This is a genomic window from Bartonella sp. AA86SXKL (assembly GCF_042196885.1).
This window is the reverse complement of record NZ_JBHIRE010000324.1, coordinates 476-714: the sequence shown is the minus strand read 5'-3', so window position 1 is coordinate 714 and position 239 is coordinate 476. Positions and strand designations below refer to the sequence as shown.

Annotated in this window: 1 protein-coding gene; it reads left to right on the top strand. The window is 46.9% G+C overall.

Translation table 11 applies throughout. The features are described 5' to 3' along the window. On the top strand, positions 1–239 hold a 239-nt coding region (locus ACFIO5_RS11805), incomplete at both ends, for an NAD(P)/FAD-dependent oxidoreductase (protein WP_375705513.1).

The window sequence follows — 239 nt, the reverse complement described above, 5'->3', positions numbered from 1 at the left end:
GAAATCTTCAAAGGCGCAAAACGCCTTTCCTATGGTGCACGTGTTATTAGCGAAGGAGGATGGCAATCTGTACCAAAACTGACCTTTCCGGGAGGCGCACTTATTGGCTGTTCTGCCGGTTTTGTCAATATTCCTCGTATCAAAGGCTCACATAACGCCATCTTATCTGGCATATTAGCAGCCGAGAAGATTGCTATAGCTCTTGCGCAAGGCCGTGCCCATGATGAAGTCAAAGAAAT